27 protein-coding genes are annotated in these 21,791 nt (G+C 35.3%); all 27 read right to left on the bottom strand.

All coding sequences use genetic code 11. The features are described from left to right. Positions 1-72 precede the first annotated feature (72 nt). Entirely contained in the window at positions 73-468 is a 396-nt protein-coding gene (locus HYN49_RS13735; protein WP_108904651.1) for an RDD family protein, read from the bottom strand. A 169-nt stretch (positions 469-637) separates the two neighbouring features. Continuing rightward, positions 638-1,036, bottom strand: coding sequence for a hypothetical protein (locus tag HYN49_RS13730; RefSeq protein WP_108904650.1), 399 nt, complete (start codon positions 1,034-1,036; stop codon positions 638-640). 626 nt (positions 1,037-1,662) lie between these two features. Further along, entirely contained in the window at positions 1,663-2,094 is a 432-nt protein-coding gene (locus tag HYN49_RS13725) for a hypothetical protein (protein WP_108904619.1), read from the bottom strand. A gap of 168 nt (positions 2,095-2,262) precedes the next feature. Beyond that, on the bottom strand, positions 2,263-2,745 hold the full coding sequence (locus tag HYN49_RS13720; RefSeq protein ID WP_108904649.1) for a VOC family protein: 483 nt from the start codon (positions 2,743-2,745) through the stop codon (positions 2,263-2,265). A gap of 199 nt (positions 2,746-2,944) precedes the next feature. Then, positions 2,945-3,715, bottom strand: a complete 771-nt coding sequence (locus tag HYN49_RS13715) for an HNH endonuclease (protein ID WP_108904648.1) — start codon at positions 3,713-3,715, stop codon at positions 2,945-2,947. Between the two features lie 179 nt (positions 3,716-3,894). Next, entirely contained in the window at positions 3,895-4,293 is a 399-nt protein-coding gene (locus HYN49_RS13710) for a lysozyme inhibitor LprI family protein (RefSeq protein ID WP_108904647.1), read from the bottom strand. Positions 4,294-4,471: 178 nt separating this feature from the next. Then, positions 4,472-5,221 carry a hypothetical protein gene (locus HYN49_RS13705; protein WP_108904646.1) on the bottom strand — a complete coding sequence of 250 codons (750 nt, stop codon included), beginning with the start codon at positions 5,219-5,221 and terminating at the stop codon, positions 4,472-4,474. A gap of 676 nt (positions 5,222-5,897) precedes the next feature. Next, on the bottom strand, positions 5,898-6,566 hold the full coding sequence (locus HYN49_RS13700; RefSeq protein WP_146185117.1) for a hypothetical protein: 669 nt from the start codon (positions 6,564-6,566) through the stop codon (positions 5,898-5,900). 138 nt (positions 6,567-6,704) lie between these two features. After that, positions 6,705-7,130 carry a hypothetical protein gene (locus HYN49_RS13690; protein ID WP_108904605.1) on the bottom strand — a complete coding sequence of 142 codons (426 nt, stop codon included), beginning with the start codon at positions 7,128-7,130 and terminating at the stop codon, positions 6,705-6,707. 188 nt (positions 7,131-7,318) lie between these two features. Continuing rightward, positions 7,319-8,005 (bottom strand): hypothetical protein, encoded by a 687-nt coding sequence (locus HYN49_RS13685; RefSeq protein ID WP_108904643.1) that lies wholly within the window; start codon positions 8,003-8,005, stop codon positions 7,319-7,321. A gap of 655 nt (positions 8,006-8,660) precedes the next feature. Then, positions 8,661-9,596, bottom strand: a complete 936-nt coding sequence (locus tag HYN49_RS13680) for a DUF2806 domain-containing protein (protein ID WP_108904642.1) — start codon at positions 9,594-9,596, stop codon at positions 8,661-8,663. Positions 9,597-9,773: 177 nt separating this feature from the next. After that, complete coding sequence (locus HYN49_RS13675) at positions 9,774-10,229, bottom strand: WapI family immunity protein (protein ID WP_108904641.1); 456 nt, start codon at positions 10,227-10,229, stop codon at positions 9,774-9,776. Between the two features lie 169 nt (positions 10,230-10,398). Further along, the gene (locus HYN49_RS13670) at positions 10,399-10,989 is read right to left on the bottom strand and encodes a toxin-antitoxin system YwqK family antitoxin (protein ID WP_108904640.1); all 591 of its coding nucleotides are present in this window, start codon (positions 10,987-10,989) and stop codon (positions 10,399-10,401) included. A gap of 137 nt (positions 10,990-11,126) precedes the next feature. Next, on the bottom strand, positions 11,127-11,675 hold the full coding sequence (locus HYN49_RS13665) for a hypothetical protein (protein ID WP_146185116.1): 549 nt from the start codon (positions 11,673-11,675) through the stop codon (positions 11,127-11,129). A 438-nt stretch (positions 11,676-12,113) separates the two neighbouring features. Then, on the bottom strand, positions 12,114-12,860 hold the full coding sequence (locus HYN49_RS13660; protein ID WP_108904638.1) for an SIR2 family protein: 747 nt from the start codon (positions 12,858-12,860) through the stop codon (positions 12,114-12,116). A gap of 157 nt (positions 12,861-13,017) precedes the next feature. Next, positions 13,018-13,869 (bottom strand): DUF6602 domain-containing protein, encoded by an 852-nt coding sequence (locus HYN49_RS13655; RefSeq protein WP_108904637.1) that lies wholly within the window; start codon positions 13,867-13,869, stop codon positions 13,018-13,020. 163 nt (positions 13,870-14,032) lie between these two features. Continuing rightward, positions 14,033-14,536 (bottom strand): hypothetical protein, encoded by a 504-nt coding sequence (locus HYN49_RS13650; protein ID WP_108904636.1) that lies wholly within the window; start codon positions 14,534-14,536, stop codon positions 14,033-14,035. A 627-nt stretch (positions 14,537-15,163) separates the two neighbouring features. After that, a complete protein-coding gene (locus HYN49_RS13645; protein ID WP_108904635.1) occupies positions 15,164-15,562 on the bottom strand; it encodes a lysozyme inhibitor LprI family protein in 399 nt (132 codons plus the stop codon). Between the two features lie 178 nt (positions 15,563-15,740). After that, complete coding sequence (locus HYN49_RS13640) at positions 15,741-16,292, bottom strand: hypothetical protein (RefSeq protein ID WP_108904620.1); 552 nt, start codon at positions 16,290-16,292, stop codon at positions 15,741-15,743. A gap of 170 nt (positions 16,293-16,462) precedes the next feature. Continuing rightward, positions 16,463-16,810 carry a hypothetical protein gene (locus tag HYN49_RS13635; protein WP_146185115.1) on the bottom strand — a complete coding sequence of 116 codons (348 nt, stop codon included), beginning with the start codon at positions 16,808-16,810 and terminating at the stop codon, positions 16,463-16,465. 156 nt (positions 16,811-16,966) lie between these two features. Further along, positions 16,967-17,812, bottom strand: a complete 846-nt coding sequence (locus tag HYN49_RS13630; protein WP_181368969.1) for an FRG domain-containing protein — start codon at positions 17,810-17,812, stop codon at positions 16,967-16,969. A 202-nt stretch (positions 17,813-18,014) separates the two neighbouring features. Further along, positions 18,015-18,410 (bottom strand): hypothetical protein, encoded by a 396-nt coding sequence (locus HYN49_RS15100; protein WP_146185114.1) that lies wholly within the window; start codon positions 18,408-18,410, stop codon positions 18,015-18,017. Positions 18,411-18,596: 186 nt separating this feature from the next. Further along, positions 18,597-18,992, bottom strand: coding sequence for an RDD family protein (locus HYN49_RS13625; RefSeq protein ID WP_108904632.1), 396 nt, complete (start codon positions 18,990-18,992; stop codon positions 18,597-18,599). A gap of 177 nt (positions 18,993-19,169) precedes the next feature. After that, a complete protein-coding gene (locus HYN49_RS13620) occupies positions 19,170-19,706 on the bottom strand; it encodes a KilA-N domain-containing protein (RefSeq protein WP_108904631.1) in 537 nt (178 codons plus the stop codon). A gap of 330 nt (positions 19,707-20,036) precedes the next feature. After that, positions 20,037-20,381 carry a hypothetical protein gene (locus HYN49_RS13615; RefSeq protein ID WP_108904630.1) on the bottom strand — a complete coding sequence of 115 codons (345 nt, stop codon included), beginning with the start codon at positions 20,379-20,381 and terminating at the stop codon, positions 20,037-20,039. A 166-nt stretch (positions 20,382-20,547) separates the two neighbouring features. Beyond that, positions 20,548-20,946 carry a lysozyme inhibitor LprI family protein gene (locus HYN49_RS13610; protein ID WP_108904629.1) on the bottom strand — a complete coding sequence of 133 codons (399 nt, stop codon included), beginning with the start codon at positions 20,944-20,946 and terminating at the stop codon, positions 20,548-20,550. A gap of 181 nt (positions 20,947-21,127) precedes the next feature. After that, positions 21,128-21,721 carry a hypothetical protein gene (locus HYN49_RS13605; RefSeq protein WP_108904628.1) on the bottom strand — a complete coding sequence of 198 codons (594 nt, stop codon included), beginning with the start codon at positions 21,719-21,721 and terminating at the stop codon, positions 21,128-21,130. Positions 21,722-21,791 lie beyond the last annotated feature (70 nt).

The raw sequence follows: 21,791 nt of genomic DNA, 5'->3' as shown, positions 1-21,791 counted from the left end.
GCTGGACAAAACGAAGTTATGGAAAAAGGTCGTTCATTTTACAAGGGAAGCAGCAATTGCGTGAAACCGCTGTTACAAGCTGTGCTTAATTGTTACTACTGATGTCATTGAGATTAAATCATGAAGGGTTCTTTTCCTAGGATTTTTGAATATTGAAATGTACGAAAACCAACCGAATGTTAGCTTAAAAATAAAGCGAATTAAAGATTGTAAAATGTTTATATTTTTAGATTCGTTTGCGCTTTTACGCACTCTAATATTCATTAATCGATCACCAACGGTACCTCCAAAAATTATAAAAACTGGTTCGTAAAGTACCAATGCTATGAATATTGATTGTCTCACCCCAATTGGGACATTCTCAAAATAGCTAAGTGCAAGAGTTGTAAAAGCGCCTGCTAAAATCAATAACAAAATATCAATTGTTGAAGCCTTAGTTCGATCAAGTAAAGTTGCGGTTTTTTGCATCCCAATTACGCGATTTTTGTTAGCATTGCTTGTAACGTCCGGCGGCTTCACGTCAGTTGCGGCTTTTGGAACTGAGTACTCTCGGCGTGGACAACACGAAGTTATGGAAAAAAGAAGTTCATTTTACAACGAAAGCAGCAATTGCGTGAAACCGCTGTTAGCAGCAGTTTTAATGTAGCTCAAAATATTTTAGATGTTTTCTAGTCAATGCTACTTTTATTGTGTCAATTATTGCTTTACCCATTTTTTGTTCAAAATCAGAATTCATATAAAGCTCATAACATTTATCTTTTCCAATTGAAGGAATACAACTCGCCGTCCAAAAATCAACATCTATATTTTTTGTGGTTTTTAAGTACTTCTGCACGCTAAGGACATTTTCAATCGATTCGAATTGTCGTACACCAAGAAAGTAAATGCGCTTACCTTTCGCAATATCACTCTTCGCCAAATTAATATCTTCGGTTGAGCAGCTATCAATTCCGGAAAAAGTAATTTCTTCTTTTATTTCCTTTTTGTTACATCCGAAATTTATAACGAATAATAAAACGAAAATGTAATTACGCATAACGGTTAGTTTAAAAATTGCTGCTAACATCCGGTGGCTTCACGTCAGTTGCGGCTTTTGGAACTGAGTAGTCTCGGCTGGACAGAACGAAGTTATGGAAAAAGGTCGTTCATTTTACAAAGTGAGTAGCAATTGCGTGAAACCGCTGTTACATGGGTCGCGACACATTCGCAAAATCACACAAAGTAACCACAGAGAAACTCCACTCCATTACGTTTTTTAAATTCTCCAATTTACACGCACGTTTTCTACGTTAAGATTTCAACGCATGCATTTTGCGCAATACTTAAGTCCCGATTAAGTCTCGCAGAGAACTCTCGGCAACAAGAATCGCAAACAAGAATGACAATTTCCCCGTCTACTCTAACACAACGTAGCCACAAAGTTGAGCCGTGAAAAATAGTGAGAGAGGTAAAATTTACTCAAACACAAGCCGGACTTCTCAACAAACGACATGCCTTCATTCGGAGAGCGGAGCGACCACATGTAACGTCCGGCGGCTTCACGTCAGTTGCGGCATTTGAAACTGAGTACTCTCGGCGGGACAGAACGAAGTTATGGAAAAAGGTGGTTCATTTTACAAGAAAAGTAGCAATTGCGTGAAACCGCTGTTATGGGCAGTTGTTCTACTTAGACTTGAATTTTCCTTTTTTAATTGAGAGGATCAAACTATACATTGTGTCTATAGGTTTTCCGTTTTGAATCCCAGCAATCCAACTTTGCATTTTTTCAAGACTCTCAATTATCTGATTATCTATCTCCTCAGAAATACCTTTTATAGTTTGAAAGCCATAAGCTTCTGCTTCACAATTTATTGTAAACAATAATCTTACTTCACCAGAAATCGATTTATCGAATGGTATTGATGCATTTAATCGCTGCACTAATTCGCCGTTAGAGTTATCGAATTTGGCAGGTGTCACCGAAACTACAAAGATTCGATCTGGATTACAAGCTCTAGATTTATCTGCTTCAAAAATTCTGCCTCCGACAGTTACACTTTGTGCTTTTACTAAAAAGCAACTGAAAAAAAGTGTAATTATTAACGATGTTTTCATTTTGTTCGGTTTACAATTGCCCATAACGTCCGGCGGCTTCACGTCAGTTGCGGCTTTCGAAGCTGAGTATTCTCGGCTGGACAGAACGAAGTTATGGAAAAAGGTGGTTCATTTTACAAAGAAAGTAGCAATTGCGTGAAACCGCTGTTAGCGGTTCGTTGTTTGTGCTCACTCATTGTTTTCCAAAACATCTGTCACAGTTTTATTGTTAAGTTGCTCAGCTAAACCAACAAGAAGTCCTTCTGTTCCACGAATGTAACAAAGTTTATAAATGGTTTCATAGTTTACTACTTCTCCAACGATTTCAAACCCTTGTTTTTCAAGTCGGATTAATAATTCGTCAAGGTTATCAACCCTGAACATAACTCGGAGATAGCCCAGAGAATTAACTGGCGCTGTCCTATGATCCGAAATGGTCTTAGGACTTAAAAATTTTGAAAGTTCAAGTCGGCTATGTCCGTCTGGTGTTACCATCATAGCAACTTCTACGGATTGATTTCCAAGTCCAGTTACTTGTCCTGCCCATTCACCTTCAACCATCATTCTTCCTTCAAGTGTAAGTCCAATTTCTGTGAAAAATGTAATTGCATTGTCAAGGTTTTCTACAACTACACCAACGTTATTCATTTCTATTAGTTTACTTTTGGTCATGTACTTTTTATAATTTTAATTATGTCTGTTTCTTATGGTCGATGTCACTTTGCAATGACCGCTAACGTCCGGCGGCTTCACGTCAGTTGCGGCATTTGGAACTGAGTACTCTCGGCGTGGACAGGACGAAGTTATGGAAAAAGATGTTTCATTTTACACGGAAAGTAGCAATTGCGTGAAACCGCTGTTATGCGACGGTTTATCTTTGTACTAATTTTTTCAATTCCTGGACTGAGATTTCGTTACCGTTTAGTTTTCGATGAAGCATTGCATGACAATTTGGACAAACTGGAATCAAGTCTTCAACATAATTTACTTTATATTCTTTGCCGATTTTGTGAATTGGAATAATGTGGTGAACATGTATAAAACCTTTTCCTAAATCACCATACATTTTTGAAAAGTCCAAGTTACACACTTTACATAAAGTTCCATGATGTTCAATACATTTACTTCGTGCGATTGAACTTCGTTCGTATTTATTGACGACAACAGATTTCTTGATTCCTTCATATGCATTTGAATCTTCGTTAACCATGTCTGGAAATACATCATTTTGATTTGAATCGCTGAAATTACTTTCAATGTATTTAAGAAGATTTCCATACAGTTTTTTTGAACCTTGGGGCGCTGCTTTCAAACCATTTAGAATCAAATTCTCCAAACTCATTTTTGAACTATAGATTTGTTCAATTAAAGTGAGTTTCATGTATTTTCCTTCAAGTGCTTTTTGATATTCAGATTTATCAATCCAATATGTTTCGTTGTGTTGTATTTCTGAAGATGCCAAATTGATTTTTTCGACAACGCATTTATACTGAATCTTTTTGGCTGGAATTGTACAATAAATATATACAATATCATTTATTTGATATTTCCCATTGCCTTGCTTCCAATCAATAAATCCAAAATGCTCAAAGACGCTTACATGATCGAACATTGAGGAGTTTGCAGATATTAGCCAATTCATATATTTAAGTTGATTTTAGTTCGGTCGTCACAAACTGTCGCATAACGTCCGGCGGCTTCACGTCAGTTGCGGCATTTGGAACTGAGTACTCTCGGCTGGACAGAACGAAGTTATGGAAAAAGGTGTTTCATTTTACAAGGGAAGCAGCAATTGCGTGAAAACGCTGTTGTGCGACGTAGTTACTTAGTTGATTTTACCATTAGTCTTAGATATGTGATGATAATTTGACTCTTTTTGTCAATATAAGTCATTTCAAAATCTTTTGTTCCTTCTTCAAACCCTTCTTTTTTCGTTTCAACATATGCATTAGCAAAAAGCTTAGTGCGCTTTTTTAACCAACTTTTTTGTGTGTAATCTAAGTCTTTACGGTTATTGTCTTTGACTTGCCGCTTTAAGTTTTCATAAGCAGAATTCATTAAACTGTCTAGAATTTTGTAATGGTTTTTTGAACAAGCCAACATATCAATTCCTTTATCCAAGCAATCTTGATTTGTCTTTTCTAGTTGATTTATCAATTCAAAAGTTTGTGCTTTACATATAAAGCTCGAACAAAGAAATATGAGAAAAAAGTATTTCATTTTATTTGTTTTTTATCACGCAGTTTGGGCACTATGTCGCACAACGTCCGGCGGCTTCACGTCAGTTGCGGCTTTTGGAACTGAGTACTCTCGGCTGGACAGAACGAAGTTATGGAAAAAGCTCGTTTATTTTACAAAGAAAGCAGCAATTGCGTGAAACCGCTGTTGTGCGAAGTGCTTATTTTCGTGATTTCCAATCTTTAATATAATTTTGCAATCCAGTTTTTTCTCCTCCCATAAAATATCCTCCAGAGTTAAGCTTGTTTATTAACTTAATCACATCATTAGCATTGTCCGATTCCCATCCGCGTGCCGCGGTCAAATATGAAAATATCTTAGTGGCATTTAACTCATATCCATATTTGTGCAAAGCTCGAAGATAAGTTTTGCATTGTTCATTGTCAGAAGGATGAGTAATTCCAGTAACCATATTAATAGAATCAGATAAATCGTTCAAAGCTTCCTGAACAACTTTATCAGGAAACGGCATTTTTTCAGATGGAGAATTCGTTTCAATATTAATCGCACCCCAAGTTTTTGCCCAATTTTGAACATCTGGTTCAATCCATTGGTGGGCAATTATTGCCTTTACACTTTCGAATTCTTCGTATTTAGAAATTTCTTCTGAACGTAGCCCGAAAGATATTAGAATTATACTTTTTTGCCATTGATCGGAAAAAGTTTTTACTGTTTCGATTTTAAAAATTGGATAGTTTGGATTAAGTTTAATACCCTTAAAATAAGGATTTAGATTTCGAGTTTCAAATATTCGCTCAAGATATCCAGTATTGTTTTTCGTATGAATTAAAAGGACCACTTCATTTATGTTTTCTAATTCATCGCAAAGCTGAATTGCTTTTTTAAAAGCTAAAACTTCTGCCTCTTTGATTGGACCAGTATTATTGTTATAGTATCTTATTTTTTCCATAATTTATGTTTGCGTTAGGTTTCTCGAAATCTCGAATCGGCAGTAGCATTTCGCACAACGTCCGGCGGCTTCACGTCAGTTGCGGCTTTTGGAACTGAGTATTCTCGGCCGGACAGGACGAAGTTATGGAAAAAGGCGGTTCATTTTACATGAGAAGTAGCAATTGCGTGAAACCGCTGTTACAGGCCGTCGCGACACAGTTGCAAAATCACACAAAGTAACCACAAAGAAATTCTGCTTTAGTCTTTAAGTTTCTTAAAATTTAAGTTATCGCAATTCAACGCAATAGATTTTGGATACTTTTCGAGCAAAGAAGATTGATAAAGACTTTCGACAGCTATTGCGCCTGATTGCGTCCAGCAGAGAACTCTCGGCGAAGAGATGCGAAAATAAAACGACAATTTTCCAGGCGACACTAACACAACGTAACCACAAAGATGCTCCGTGAAAAATAGGGGAGAAGTCAAATTTACTCAAACACAAGCCGAACTGTTCAATTTAGGGAAATCCATCCTTCAGAGGCGCGGAGCTATGGCCTGTAACGTCCGGCGGCTTCACGTCACTTGCGGCTTTCGAAGCTGAGTACTCTCGGCTGGACAAAACGAAGTTATGGAAAAAGATGGTTCATTTTACACGAAAAGCAGCAATTGCGTGAAACCGCTGTTAGCAACAGTTTTTATTTTTTCACTAAGGTCATCACCAGATTGCACAATTTTGCGTATTCTTCTCCGCCGTAATTTCCTGGGCTATTTCTGCTTACAACATGATATCTTCCATCAATTAAAATTTCCAAAATCCATTCTTCGCCATCCAATATCATATTTGGATCTTGAGTTTGAATGTTCCAAAAATTTGCAATTTTAATTTGGTTTAAAATTTGATTCCAATTTTCGTCAGGTAAAATTTTTTCCTTGTACTCAATTCTTTTTCCAGCATCGTAGCCACCAAGTCCATTTGTTTTCCCATAGTAACCTCTAAGGCCTGATGGACTTTTCTCAATTCTGTAAAATCTTGGATTACTCCAAGTGCCTAAATGAGTAAACCGAACTGTTTCAGTAGAGTTTTGCGTTGAATTATAAATTATTGGTTCCTTCAAACTTTTCAGATGTTTAGAGTACCAAGTATTGACAAAGTCGTTCAAAGAATCGTTTGGTTCAGGAAAATCGCATGGAAATCTTTTTTGTGAAATACAATCTTCTTGTTTTTTCACAAAGTCAGCACTTAGTTGTGGGAAATAGAATTCGATTAAAGATTTCGGCATGAAAGATAAATCTACTTTTCTTGCAGAACAACTTATTAAAAGAATACCAACTGATATATACGATATTATTCTAGATTTCGTCATGCTAAAATTGTTGCTAACGTCCGGCGGCTTCACGTCAGTTGCGGCTTTTGGAACTGAGTACTCTCGGCTGGACAGAACGAAGTTATGGAAAAAGGTGGTTCACTTTACAAAGGAAGCAGCAATTGCGTGAAACCGCTGTTAGCAGACGTTTTTAATGTACTCAAATTTCTCAATAATTTCATTACATTTTTCTAGTATTGATTGTTTGTATTGATCATGAATAGAATTTAGTTCCACGTCAAGTTTAGCTAGATATTCTTTATTATAGTAATTTCTTTCATCCCAAATTGGATATTTATTAAAAGCGCTAATGAACACTTCAAAAACTTCGAGATCAATATTTTCGAGATAATAAATTCTTTCAATTGCTGAGATAAAGTAAGCCATTTTTGTACAACCTGTGTATATATCAATTTGATTGGTTACGATTGCAATCGAATTTGAACGCATTTTTTTTATCAAAATATTTCGTCTAATCTCTGCAAATTTATTGAGTTCTTCTTTTGGAGAATTAACCCTAAATATTTTAAGAAATATGGGCTTTGCTTTTTTAATAATTTTCATGTCAAAATATGTTACGCAAATCGCTCTCGTGACTAACAAAATGTCTGCTAACGTCCGGCGGCTTCACGTCAGTTGCGGCATTTGGAACTGAGTATTCTCGGCTGGACCAAACGAAGTTATGGAAAAAAGAAGTTCATTTTACAAGGAAAGTAGCAATTGCGTGAAACCGCTGTTATGCACAGTAGCAACTATTCGTCGATTTTTGTTAATTCGTCCGAGTCTTGGATAAGATATTTTTTTACAGTAGATAAACTATCAATATCTATAAATATGTATTTATCATTGAAATAAACGATTTTCGCTCGTGCATCGGTTTTTTGGGCTTTTTTCTCAATGATGTCGAAATTTCTAATTTTATTGGATGATTTATTGAATTCCCACAAGAGTTGCTGACAAGAGGAAAGCAGAAAAGGTAAAGTAACAGCAATTGTAAATTTTCCAAACATCTTGCCATACTTTCCATCGCTTTCAATTGGTTCTTTTTTCCTGTTCAAATCTAAAAAGTTGAATGAAAAAACTATACCTGAAAATATTACGATATAGACGACGAATTTATTTGATATAAACTGATTATAAATTAAGCAAAACAGCATTATTAAATTTAGTAACAAACTGGTAAAATAAATCCAATATAAAGATAACTTGCCAATAAATTTCCAAATATAATTTGCTATGAGATAAGGTATAATTATTGCCAACATTATAACAACTCCAAAAAGTAGTCCATCTGCAACCATTTGCGATACTGAAAAGAAACGAAGAAAAATAGGAGCTATTTTAATAATTTGTGACAGTTGCCAATATCCACCTAATAGTGCAGGTACGATTATAATAATCGGCAAATTTTTACGAATTAACTCAAATTTTTCATTCATGTGCGGTCGCAAAGCTATTGTGCATAACGTCCGGCGGCTTCACGTCAGTTGCGGCATTTGGAACTGAGTACTCTCGGCTGGACAAAACGAAGTTATGAAAAAAGGTGGTTCATTTTACAAAGGTCGCAGCAATTGCGTGAAACCGCTGTTACAGGCTGTAGCGACACAGTTGCAAAATCACACAAAGTTGCCACAAAGAAATTCTGATTCAGTTTTTAATATTCTTGAAAGTTAAGTATTTGCAATTCAACGCAACAAGTTTTGGTTGCACTTTGAACGCAAAGAAAATCGGCCAAGAATATCCGCAGCGATTGCCCCTGATTGCGTTTAGCAGAGAATTCTCGGCGAGGAGATGCGAAAAATAAAATAACAATATTTCCGGTTACGACGACAAAGGAAATCAAGAAAGTTTATTTCAAGGAAAATAGGCGAGAGACTAATTCTTTTTTACCCAAGCCGAACCTTTCAGTTTAGGGAAATCGTTCCTTCGGACGCGCGGAGCTATTGCCTGTAACGTCCGGCGGCTTCACGTCAGTTGCGGCTTTTGGAACTGAGTATTCTCGGCTGGACAAAACGAAGTTATGGAAAAAAATGTTTCATTTTACAAGGGAAGTAGCAATTGCGTGAAACCGCTGTTATGGGCAGTAACAACTATTTATAATTTGAAGGGTTGAAAATTGTCATATAATTTCTCACCATTATCTTCTCCAACTTCAATTCCAAGGGTAACAGTCACATTTTGTTTATTTTTTAAAGCAATCCTTATAAATTCATGTAAATAATCCTCTGTTACCTCTTTTTCAATAAGTCTCAAAAGTTCGTTTCCTAATTTTGTAAACGGAGTTGCATTAATTCCAAAATAGAGACCATCAATTTCTGACTTAAAAATTATAGCCTTATTTCCATGTCCGAATCCAATTTCACTACCCATGACTTTATCTGCAATAATATAAGAAGCCTCGTGTGGGCTAAGAATTCCTAACTCGGTCAAATATAAGAATTCCCGGTATGTAAAATCCCATTTGTCCGTGTATAATTGATGACATGGATTATAAAGGATAAAATTATTATCATTAGAAGCTGATAAACAAAATTTTGAAATTTTTTTTAATAATTTGGCGTCGTCTTGAGATAGGTTTTTTAAAAACTCCAAAGTTCGTAGTGAAAATGATTTTGGTCGCTTAATCTCTCCATAAAGAATTCTGCTCCATAGAATTTGCATATCGTCGTTCGAAATATCTTGTACTGTATCAAAAAATCTACTTATCCAATCATCATCTAAATTTTCCTCAGATACGTGTGTTTCATTTTGAAGTTGTTCTGCAACTTTGTATGTAATGTTTTCAATATTTAATTGTCGTTTAGCTTCAATATGGTAAATTCTGCTGTCAATTTTTTGTTTATATTCAAAATCAATTTCAAGCGAATTGACCTTTGATTTTGCTATAGCTTTTTCTATCACTTCGATTTTGTAAGCTTCTGCATCTGCAATTTTTCTAATCTCTTTGGGTCGATATAATTTTCCTATACCAATACTAATTACTTCAATAAGCTTTTCCAACGGTTTCCCGTCAATTTTAATAATAGCCATATAGTTAAGTTTATACGTTTTTTAGTTATTGCCCATAACGTCCGGCGGCTTCACGTCAGTTGCGGCTTCTGGAACTGAGTATTCTCGGCTGGACAAAACGAAGTTATGGAAAAAGGTGATTCATTTTACAAGGGAAGCAGCAATTGCGTGAAACCGCTGTTAACGGCTGCCGTTATTTCAACTAAGATTCCCGATTTTAGGAAATTTGTTTATTATTTTTTTAAGCTGAAATGCCATTTCTCGTATTTGTGTTTGATCAAAATCAAGAGAAAATTCTAAACTTGAACTTTTATAACCAGGTTTGTCACTAGCTGATATCGAAACTTCAAAGTGTCCAATTCCATCTCCAACTATTTCTAAATCTACGTAACCTTCTAAGTCATTAAAGTTAGCTACGCCATTTAGATTTTCATATAAAGCTGTAAACTGATTTTCAAAGTTTACGAAATCTACAGTCATAAATTCTGCAATGTAATTGCCAAAGAAATTCCCAGCTTTAATATCTACTTTTGTTTTAATCCAGTTCTTATCCCAATCCATTTCAGAATTGTAGTGATTATAGCTGATTGGTTCTAGACTAATAAAATTACCAGAATCGAAAATTTGAAAAACTATTTTATCTTCAATATCCATATTGTTTTTGCGGGATTTTGGTTCACGGTTGCCGTTAACGTCCGGCGGCTTCACGTCAGTTGCGGCATTTGGAACTGAGTATTCTCGGCGAGACTAAACGAAGTTATGGAAAAAAGAAGTTCATTTTACAAGGAAAGCAGCAATTGCGTGAAACCGCTGTTATGCACAGTTATTGCTGGATTAAATTTCCATTGAGGTCGTATAGTTTTAGAGATTTTATTAAAGCATCTGCTTCGTAAAAACTAACTTCTTTAATATTTCCATTTTGATAATACGTTTTAAATTCTCCAATAGGGAAACCGTTTTCAAATGTTCCAATAAAGCGAATTTTCCCGTTTGAATATTTGCTGACTTTATTTCCGTTACAAGTAATACCGCACTCAAAATATTGCGCTGACATTTTTAATCTTAATTCACGCATCGCCGACTCACTTATTCCTTTTTTGAAAGAGCCATTTAATTGATGAACAAATGATTTAATTGAAGGTAAATTTAAAGTATCAGAGTTTGTGTTTTCTTTAACATTTATTTCGAATTCTTCATCTAATTCTGGAGCAATTAGTTTGTAAATGCCAAATTGAGGCACTGTAATAGGTTCCCCTGAAAAAGAATGGTATGTAACTGAATCTTTTTCAAGCCAATAAATTTCAGCAAGTTTTATCTCATTTTCACACTGGTCATTTAAATACAGCGTGTAACTTATTCGTTGAGAATAGCTTATGCAAGTTAAAAAAAACGGGATGATTAGGAATTTCGTCATATATAATTGTGCATAACGTCCGGCGGCTTCACGTCAGTTGCGGCTTTTGGAACTGAGTACTCTCGGCTGGACAGGACGAAGTTATGGAAAAAGGTCGTTTATTTTACAAGGGAAGTAGCAATTGCGTGAAACCGCTGTTAACTGCTGCCAGTGATTTTGAAAAGGTTTTTAATTTCTCGTTTAAAAAGAGTATCCGAAAATAAAATGGGTGGATTTGCTCTGAAACCATCTTTTATCACGGTTACCAATAATTTATCTTTATCAAAAAATATGATTCTACTCGTATTATTGTCAGAACCGAATCCAAAAGTATGGTTGGAATTGTAAATTATCAGCTTTTTAGAATCACGGTAAAGGTCAAAACCTCTTTTGGCACAATATTTCATCAATAACTCTTTATTATATGTTATGTCCGCCGATCCAACTATTTCTGTCAAGTTTTTCTCGGTTGCTTTTTTATAAATCGAGTAAATTCCAAAGACACTAAGTATAAAAATAAGGTAATACTCGAGTCCAGTAGTTTTGGATTTGTAAGGATCGAAATATATCAAAAAAGGACAAATAGACAAAACGCCATGTATGAAGTATATAAAAACTCTATCAAATTTGTCAAACCAACTTTCCGAGAAAATTAGTTTTTTTGCTTCGATACTTTTGTTGATGTCAAGATGCTTAAGTTCACGCATGCTGGTTGCAGTTAACGTCCGGCGGCTTCACGTCAGTTGCGGCTTTCGAAGCTGAGTACTCTCGGCTGGACAAAACGAAGTTATGGAAAAAGGTGGTTCATTTTACAAGGGAAGCAGCAATTGCGTGAAACCGCTGTTACCTGCAGTATCTACTTATTCACCATAAAATTTTTTTTCAGCTTCAATTAACGGTTCGTGCCATTTCCAAAGTTCTTCTAACGTTTTGAAGTTGTTTGGAATTTTGTTGCAATCCTGAAACATGTCGTTTGGAGTTAATGGTAATGCCCAATGCCTATAACTTTCTACACTTCTTCGGGGATGTAAAGCTAATGATGAATCGAAATAATCTTTACTATAATGATAATGATGTGAATGTATAAATGTATTCCAAGATTTTTTAACTTCATCTTCCTCACGTATATCAATGAGTTCGAATTCTTACATTGCTCTTTGTTTAACATTTCCCCAAGCTTTTTGTAATAGTTCAATTGCTTCAACATCACTTACTGGTGCCGAATATCCGAATACTGTTACTCTCTCTGCAATTTTTAATTCTTCAGAAAGTGCATCCCATTGACCTTTGATGTAAGGATCACTATTATAATCTTTTTTTTCAACGGGGTAAAGTAATTCGGTTGGTTCGAAATCTCGTAGAGTTTTTTTTGATGTCCAACCAGCCGGACCAGATGATCCATCTATTTTATCATAGCCGATTGAAACACATCCATGGAGGAAAAGAATTCCAGGACTTTTCACAAATTCGCCGTTTCTCAAATATGCTTTATATAGAAATGGATCCCAGTTGAAAGTTGCAATAACATCTTTATTACGTCTCAAAGCTAAAACCAAATAATCGTAAATTGTTGGTTCATCGGGTAATTCAAGCTCTTTAAAATAATTATATATTCCTTCTTCAATCAAGTATTTTTCGTGTGCGAATTCTGCCGAATTTGACAACTTACTATATAAAGACTCAAAATCTTCTTTTAATGAAATATATTCTTTAGGAAGTGTGTTTATGACATAATTTAGACCAACTACATCGATTATATTTTTCATTAAAGGAAGCCGTTTACCATTTTTTTCGGGGGTAAATAGTGTTGAAGCATAAGATGCTCCAGCTCCTAAAATAACAACATGAGTTCCTTGCCCATGTACTTTTTCAATTTCTTCTTGTGTGGTCATAACGTCTTGTAATATTGCAGGTAACGTCCGGCGGCTTCACGTCAGTTGCTGCTTTTGGAACTGAGTATTCTCGGCGTGGACAGAACGAAGTTATGGAAAAAGGTGGTTCATTTTACATGGGAAGCAGCAATTGCGTGAAACCGCTGTTAACTGCCGTTTATTTTGTTTGGTTAAATTGTAAACCGCCACTAAAACTATCTCCTATATAATCACTTATTTCTGGATAATAAATACTAGCGGATGTTGTTCCCATGAATATATAAGAACAGGCATAGAAAAAATGACAATTGACGTTTTTATCGGGCGTTATAAATGAATTTTTTAATGGTTTCAGACCCATGTGCGAATACATCATACTTTTATCATTATCATCTCTGTAAAGCAGAACTCCGTCGTTAATGCTTAGGATTAAGTTATGCTTTTGGTTTTGCAATATATCATCTTCATATAATGAGTCAATTTCGTCACAGATGTTATCCAATTTAAAATCTAATTTATTACAAATCAGAAAAGAGAAAATATTATCATAAGGATATACATTTGGAGTAAATTTTCCAGGATGGTCTCTTTTTAAAACCGTGGGGTGTGACATACCTTCTTTGATACGTTTATTTCGAGCTAACTTATTTAATGCCTCTTTAAAGTTATTTTTACTTAAATCTGATTTTATTTCTCCAATCGCGCAAACCGTTTCAACCGGAAAGAAACGTTGCCTTTCAGCGTTCTCTATTAATGGTGTGTTATTGCGATCATAAACTATTAAATCACACTGTTTACTAACATTTCCAGAGTCGACTATTAAAAAACCAGTGCTAATATCAAGTCGCATTGGAATAAAAAATCTTAGAAAATCTTTACAGATTGCTTCTCGGTAAGTACCAAATTCTCCAGGATGAATTAATTTCTTTGAATCTTCATCAAAAAAAATATCTTTAGAAGTTTGTTGAAAAGCGAATTTGAAGAATTCAATCTTTTCTTCAAGAATTTTATTAAAGATTACATTCCCCATAGTTTGTCATTAAATGGCAGTTAACGTCCGGCGGCTTCACGTCAGTTGCGGCTTTCGAAACTGAGTACTCTCGGCTGGACAGAACGAAGTTATGGAAAAAGGAGATTCATTTTACAAGGGTAGCAGCAATTGCGTGAAGCCGCTGTTGTGTGCAGGTTTAATTTTACGTCTTCCATTTTTTTACTGCTTCAGCCTTTGTCAAAAAATGCGCAACATTCGATACTTCATCAATAGTTATCAATGGAAATTCTTGATCATTTTCACCAGTTAGAAATATTGGCTTTCTTAGCTGCTTGCTGATCGATTTCATAAATGCTATGATCTTATTGAGTTCTGTTTCAGATTTAATTTCGGTTGGATCTATATCAAATTCAATTTCCGAATCAGAAAATAAATGACAATTAATTACAATATCATCAAGTATAATTGAAATTGTTTTGCTTTCCATTTGGTCTGTCCTGGAAGTAAGGTATTGTAAAGCATAATTTTTATCGATTTTATTTAATTGAAAATTATGCTGTGTAACCCCAAACCTGATGACAAATTCGTTATTTAAAAGATCTATAAGATTTTTCCAGTCATCAACATTAACGTTCGTAATATATATGTCACGCAATGCTCCATCAGGTTCAAATATCCATTTAATATCATTCCAATTATACGTCATTGATTTCAGGTTTGGTCAAAACTTGCACACAACGTCCGGCGGCTTCACGTCAGTTGCGGCTTTGGAACCGAGTACTCTCGGCTGGACTGAACGAAGTTATGGAAAAAGGTGTTACCTTTTACCAGGGAAGTAGCAATTGCGTGAAACCGCTGTTACATGGGTCGCGACACATTCGCAAAATCACACAAAATAACCACAGAGAAACTCCACTCCATTACATTTTTTAAATTCTCCAGTTCACACGCACTTTTTCTAAGTTAGATTTCAACGCACGCCTTTTGCGCAATACTTAAGTCCCGATTAAGTCTCGCAGAGAACTCTCGGCAACAAGAATCGCAAACAAGAATGACAATTTTCCCGGCTACTCTAACACAACGTAGCCACAAAGTTGAGCCGTGAAAAATAGTGAGAGAGGTAAAATTTACTCAAACACAAGCCGGACTTCTCAACAAACGACATACGTTCATTCGGAGAGCGGAGCGACCACATGTAACGTCCGGCGGCTTCACGTCAGTTGCGGATTTCGAAGCTGAGTACTCTCGGCTGGACAGAACGAAGTTATGGAAAAAGGTGGTTCATTTTACAAGGGAAGCAGCAATTGCGTGAAACCGCTGTTGTGCGACGTAGTTACTTAGTTGATTTTACCATTAGTCTTAGATATGTGATGATAATTTGACTCTTTTTGTCAGTATAAGCCATTTCAAAATCTTTTGTTCCTTCTTCAAACCCTTCTTTTTTCGTTTCAATATATGCATTAGCAAAAAGCTTAGTGTGCTTTTTTAACCAACTTTTTTGTGTATAATCTAAGTCTTTACGGTTAATGTCTTTGACTTGCCGCTTTAAGTTTTTATAAGCAGAATTCATTAAACTGTCTAGAATTTTGTAATGGTTTTTTGAACAAGCCAACATATCAATTCCTTTATCCAAGCAATCTTGATTTGTCTTTTCCAGTTGATTTATCAATTCAAAAGTTTGTGCTTTACATATAAAGCTCGAAAAAAGAAATATGAGAAAAAAGTATTTCATTTTATTTGTTTTTTATCACGCAGTTTGGGCACTATGTCGCACAACGTCCGGCGGCTTCACGTCAGTTGCGGCTTTTGGAACTGAGTACTCTCGGCTGGACAGAACGAGGTTATGGAAAAGGCGGTTCATTTTACAACGGGATGAGTAATTGCGTGAAACCGCTGTTAGCAGTAGTACTTTAGTTTCCTTTCAATTTATTCCTGTAAATATCCTCTTGGCCTTTATATTCACTCATAAGAAACTTGTGTCGTTGCTTGATCCAATTATTTTCTTTAACGACTTGAATCGGTGCCACATAACGATCGAATTTTATGGTTTCCTTTGTTCTAATCAAGTCAACTACGTAATCACCTTCATCGAATTGTAAAAATCGTAAAGCGTTTTGCGTACCTTGGGCAGTAAAAGGGATAAAAATGGTCATTACTTTGTTATTGTGATATAATGCAAACGAGAAACGAGGGCCGATAGTGTGTATTTCGAGTACAAAATAATTTGTTTTTTTATCAAAAGTGACAAATGATTGGTTGGCAGTTTCATCGCACACTTTAATGTTATTACCGAAAGTATTTGCTATTTCGTACTCTTTGCAAAATGTTTCAAAGTCAACCCTTTCACCGTTTTCGTCTAAAAGTTGAAAAGCAAGAACAACTGAATAAGAGGCTTGTGCATTTACATTTTGAAATGAAATTGTCGTTAAGACAATAATCAATGTGATTCGAAAGATATTCATTACTGAAATATTTTTTAGTATTACTGCTAACGTCCGGCGGCTTCACGTCAGTTGCGGCTTTTGGAACTGAGTATTCTCGGCTGGACTGAACGAAGTTATGGAAAAAGCGGTTACATTTTACACGAGAAGCAGCAATTGCGTGAAACCGCTGTTGTGTGCAGTTGTTGTTTTTACTTTCGTATTCCCATTTCTTTGTAAGCATGTTTCTCGCAAAAAACTAAATTATTTAAAGCTTTGTTCTGACAGTTTTGCCATTTACATTTTTCTTCAGTAACTCCACGTGTCTTTTTCAATAAATTAATTTCTAATTCACGCGCATCAAAGTTTTCCCAGTCAAATATTGTCTCCAATTTTAAGAAAAACTGTGTTTGATATTTGTCCCAGATATCAAGTCGCCAAAAACTTTTATCAGTTTTGTTTTGATAAAGTTTATACCAAGATTTTGCTTCCACGAATTCAAAGTTTATTTCGATTAAATCGAGAATATCTTTATCAACGTAATATATGGATTCGTTCAATTTGGCACGGTTTTTTACAATTGCACACAACGTCCGGCGGCTCCGCGTCAGTTGCGACATCTGGAACTGAGTATTCTCGGCGCGGAGAAAACGAAGTTATGGAAAAAGCGGTTTCATTTTACACGGAAGGTAGCAATTGCGGGGAACCGCTGTTAGCTACAGTTTTCTCATGTCTTCATTAATCAATTGGATAAAATTTTCAGCTTCTTCATCATCTTCTAGTATTAGTTTATTATGACTTATTCCGGAATCTGTGAGTTGTTTAAAAATGACTTTTTTAATCTCAGGAGAAATTTTTACTCGAATTATCATGTTTTCCCAGAACTCTTTTTTATTTAAAGGAATATTTAAATCTTTATTAGAAGAAGTGAAAAGTCTTCCATGCTGCCTAAATAATCTAAATTGATAAGTTCTCTCATCAATGTTATCCATAAAAGTAGGGACATTACATATAAATGATTCCTGCAAATCAAATGGGTTTAGAATTGTATAACATGGTTTGTCATACTTTGTACTATACCCATAAATGAATTCCGATGGAACGAGTAAGCACCATAGCTGAGCATCTTTTTCATCGTGTTTGTCAGAAGGTTCACAAGCAAAAAATGCAGAATGATGTACCGATGTTGATAAATCGATTAGATTAGTTTTTACTCCAGCATGTTGGGCTTGAAATAACAGATTCCAATTTTCAGAATGTTCTGTATCGGCAGTAAGGTTAAAAAGCATCTTTTCGCCGTATTTTTTGATAACTCTTTCTTTGAATATATTCACGCCATTTGTTTCAATAGCTCTCGCATTTTCTAAAATAACATCATTAGAAAATGGAGGACGAAAGATTCCAGGCAAAATATCGCGTCCATATAATTGTTCTCCACGGTAATGCGGCTGAACGTCAAACCCATATTGAAAATGCAAATCAGTTCTTATGTTTATTAACTCATTATGCAATTTTTCTAAATCTTCAAATTTTTCAATTTTAAAATTTTCAAGTTTAGACAAATAGTTTTGTTTGACGATTCTCGAAATTTCCGTGTAAGTCATAATCTTCATTAAAATTGTAGCTAACGTCCGGCGGCTTCACGTCAGTTGCGGCTTTTGGAACTGAGTATTCTCGGCGCGGACAAAACGAAGTTATGAAAAAAGGTGGTTCATTTTACAAGAGGAGCAGCAATTGCGTGAAACCGCTGTTATAGGCAGGCTATTAATTCTCAGGTTTAAAAGTGACATCTCTTGTTGTTATAGCTGAAACCATTGTCAATATTAGCCCCAATATAAATAAGCAACCTGAGAGGGAAATAAATATATAAGCCCAGAATGAATAACAATTTAGCTGATTTAATTCCTTTGATAATGCATAACCACCAGCTCTACTATTCAGAGCCAATCCAACTCCGCAAAATATTATAGAGAAAATGAAAGAACACCATCCTGAAATTATAATTGACCGTCTTTTTCCGGAAGCTTCTTTAAAGTTAAATACTTTTTCTGCAAAGTTTAATGAAAAAACAAGAACCGCTGTTACCAAAGTCAAAAAATGTAAGCACAAATCTTTGGTCTCAAAATAATTATATTTCAAAAACTGCTCGAATGAATCCATAATTTTCAAAATTTAGTTAAAACTTCTTTAAAGCATTTTGTGCGTTTCAGTGCGCTTGCCTATAACGTCCGGCGGCTTCACGTCAGTTGCGGCATTTGGAACTGAGTATTCTCGGCTGGACAAAACGAAGTTATGGAAAAAGGTCGTTCATTTTACAAGGGAAGCAGCAATTGCGTGAAACCGCTGTTACAAGCTGTGCTTAATTGTTACTACTGATGTCATTGAGATTAAATCATGAAGGGTTCTTTTCCTAGGATTTTTGAATATTGAAATGTACGAAAACCAACCGAATGTTAGCTTAAAAATAAAGCGAATTAAAGATTGTAAAATGTTTATATTTTTAGATTCGTTTGCGCTTTTACGCACTCTAATATTCATTAATCGATCACCAACGGTACCTCCAAAAATTATAAAAACTGGTTCGTAAAGTACCAATGCTATGAATATTGATTGTCTCACCCCAATTGGGACATTCTCAAAATAGCTAAGTGCAAGAGTTGCAAAAGCGCCTGCTAAAATCAATAACAAAATATCAATTGTTGAAGCCTTAGTTCGATCAAGTAAAGTTGCGGTTTTTTGCATCCCAATTACGCGATTTTTGTTAGCATTGCTTGTAACGTCCGGCGGCTTCACGTCAGTTGCGGCTTTTGGAACTGAGTACTCTCGGCTGGACAGAACGAAGTTATGGAAAAAGCAGTTACATTTTACAAGAGAAGCAGCAATTGCGTGAAACCGCTGTTAGCAGAAGTGCCAACTTTTCTATTCACCGAAATCAAGGTCAAAGCTATATTGATCTTTTATTGCTCGTAATTTTGCCATCCTAGCATTAACAAATTCTTTTTCAGCTTTAAAATATGCATGAACATCTTCTTTCGTAGGTGATTTAAGTAGTAATTTCTTTTTTAATTCTTGCATTTTGAATTGCGAAGATTTTTGAATAACGTGTGCATCCCAATGCTTTTTATAATTTCCAAAGAGAATATCATCAACGATTTCAAAGAACCAAATTTCAAATTCGTCATCAAGCCAAAAAGCAAATTTAATTGCAAGTTTGCGATGCATGTATGTAGAGCCATCTTTGGAATAAACTATGTCAGAATGTTTATAACTGACAATTTCATTTTCTGAATTCAATTTATCTAAAAGCAATTGAATAAAGTTTTCCGTTTCTTTTAGTTTTAAAAAGTCATTAGGTTTTTTATTAAACGAAATTGCCATTTCAGATGCATTTGCTATTACATCTTTTTCATGGCTTATAAAAAAGTTGATTTCTGTTTCTTTGAAAGAATATGTCATAAAATAGATAATTAAGTGTTTGCAAGAATTCAAATATATGAAATGGTAAATCAAATGAAAACCTTAGTTATCAACATACAAATGTGCAAATGTTGTTAATTGATTCTCGGCGCGTTTTCAGGCATTTCTGCTAACGTCCGGCGGCTTCACGTCAGTTGCGGCTTTCGGAGCTGAGTACTCTCGGCTGGACAGAACGAAGTTATGGAAAAAGGTGGTTTATTTTACAAGGAAAGGAGCAATTGCGTGAAACCGCTGTTATGCGATGCCTTATAATTGAATCTCATAAAGTAAAACTTCGTTGGTTTGTTCATTGAAAAAATACATAGATCCTTAATTAAAACCTTTTGGACAATAAAATGTGAATCCTGGTTTTGGCAAAAACCATATTGGCGCATCGCTTGGCAAATTTACAGTTTTGGATTTTTGTATTTCTAAGCTATTTTGCTTTTTGAATTTCTCAATCCAATTTTCAGTTGCTTGAAAATCCAAATAGACGATATATTCATATGTGAAATGAGATGAACGCCAATATTTTCCATTTCTGACTTCAATATCATTTGGCAAATTTCCTGACCACAATTCGAAAACTTCGTTCGCCTCATTTGAATTCTTCTCAAAACAAGAAACTGTGATAAACAAAATCAAAATAAAAAATAAGCTTTTAGTTAGTTTCATTATTACGGAAGTTTGTCAAAGGTTTCGCATAACGTCCGGCGGCTTCACGTCAGTTGCGGCTTTTGGAACTGAGTATTCTCGGCTGGACAGAACGAAGTTATGGAAAAAGGTGGTTCATTTTACAAGGGAAGCAGCAATTGCGTGAAACCGCTGTTGTGCGACGTAGTTACTTAGTTGATTTTACCATTAGTCTTAGATATGTGATGATAATTTGACTCTTTTTGTCAATATAAGCCATTTCAAAATCTTTTCTTCCTTCTTCAAACCCTTCTTTTTTCGTTTCAAGATATGCATTAGCAAAAAGCTTAGTGCGCTTTTTTAACCAACTTTTTTGCGTGTAATCTAAGTCTTTACGGTTAATGTCTTTGACTTGCCGCTTTAAGTTTTCGTAGGCAGAATTCATTAAACTGTCTAGAATTTTGTAATGGTTTTTTGAACAAGCCAACATATCAATTCCTTTATCCAAGCAATCTTGATTTGTCTTTTCCAGTTGATTTATCAATTCAAAAGTTTGTGCTTTACATATAAAGCTCGAAAAAAGAAATATGAGAAAAAAGTATTTCATTTTATTTGTTTTTTATCACGCAGTTTGGGCACTATGTCGCACAACGTCCGGCGGCTTCACGTCAGTTGCGGCTTTCGAAGCTGAGTACTCTCGGCGAGACAAGACGAAGTTATGGAAAAAGGCATTACATTTTACAAGAAAAGTAGCAATTGCGTGAAACCGCGGTTGTGCGCTGTGCCAATTAGACGCCAGATTTTAAATTGACTTCATTTTTTATATCATTGAATTGCAAAGTTCGAGTAAGTTTTTTGAGGGAATTCAAAGTTATTGAATATTGACTTCTTTGATAATTGTTCAAATCAGTTGTTGACAAAACATAAAATTCCCATTGATCAAGATTTAGCGGATCAACAGTAGCTTTATCTTTATGATTGAGCAAGCTAAATACATAAACATCTGCACTTCTCGTTGCAATTTCTGATCTTTTATCGATTGACCAATCCCAAGGTTTTGCAGCACGAATGCTAAAGTTTATTTCTGAATATCTAGCTTGTTCCCAGGTCTGGAGATAAGCACTGGATTTTACTTCAACTTTGACACCGTTCGGCGTAATTAAATCGTACGCATCCCATTCATTTCTAATTTTTGCGATGTCAGCATCCAAAGCTTTAGCAACTATAAATTCAGCTAAAATTCCCCGGGTTGCATTGCTTAAAATATCAGAGACGCTCCAACGCCAAAAGTCGAGTAAAGAAAAATCAAGATTTTGTTTTTCAAAATTGAATTTTTCGTTTCCCGATTTTAGTGATAAGTGCTTATTTTCAGAAAAGTTCATTTACGTCAGGTTTTTCGCGGCATTGCGCACAACGTCCGGCGGCTTCACGTCAGTTGCGGCTTTTGGAACT

Origin of the sequence: Flavobacterium pallidum (genome assembly GCF_003097535.1) — a bacterium.
Classification (GTDB): domain Bacteria; phylum Bacteroidota; class Bacteroidia; order Flavobacteriales; family Flavobacteriaceae; genus Flavobacterium; species Flavobacterium pallidum.
The sequence above is the reverse complement of the archived record's forward strand: the minus strand, read 5'-3'. Positions and strand labels throughout refer to the sequence as shown.